We start from the raw sequence: 657 nt of genomic DNA on the forward strand, positions 1-657 counted from the left end.
AGCAGGAGAATTTTTCATTAACAATCCTCATCTTCAGCAGGTTTCAATTCAGCTTGAGCTATATGAACTGAAGCTGACACCAGGAACAGGTGCACTCACACTCAGATACGGGGGCGAAGTTTTTCATCCAGTGACGGAATATGGCGAAGAGTACGCACGAAGTTTCAGTGTGTCTCCTGGAATTATTTCTTCCGAAGGCATATATTTAAGTGGGTCCAGCTTCTGGTATCCATATTTTGTGGATGAACTGGTAACATTCAGGATGGATGTTACCTTGCCATCAGGTTGGGCCTCTGTTAGCCAGGGTGCGCGTAGAAAACATGATACTAGCACAGGCAACCAGTTTGATACCTGGATAATGGATGAACCCCAGGAGGAAATGTATCTTATTTCCGCTGAATTTATTGAATATGGGCAGGCCGCAGGGGCAGTGGAAGCAATGGCATTTTTGAGGCAACCTGATTCCCCGCTTGCGCAAAAATATCTGGATACAACCGCACAGTATCTTGAGATGTATAGAAAGCTTCTCGGGCCGTATCCCTATAAGAAATTTGCCCTGGTAGAAAATTTCTGGGAAACAGGATATGGAATGCCATCTTTCACACTGCTTGGTCCGAGGGTAATTCGTTTTCCCTTTATCCTTCACTCCTCATATCC

The 657-nt window shown here is 45.1% G+C and carries 1 protein-coding gene; it reads left to right on the top strand.

What is annotated here, in order from left to right:
* Nucleotides 1-657 (top strand): M1 family metallopeptidase (locus GY791_02020; GenBank protein ID MCP4327199.1); only part of this gene is annotated, 657 nt, incomplete at both ends.

The sequence above is a fragment of the Alphaproteobacteria bacterium genome, assembly GCA_024244705.1.
Taxonomy (GTDB): Bacteria; Pseudomonadota; Alphaproteobacteria; order JAAEOK01; family JAAEOK01; genus JAAEOK01.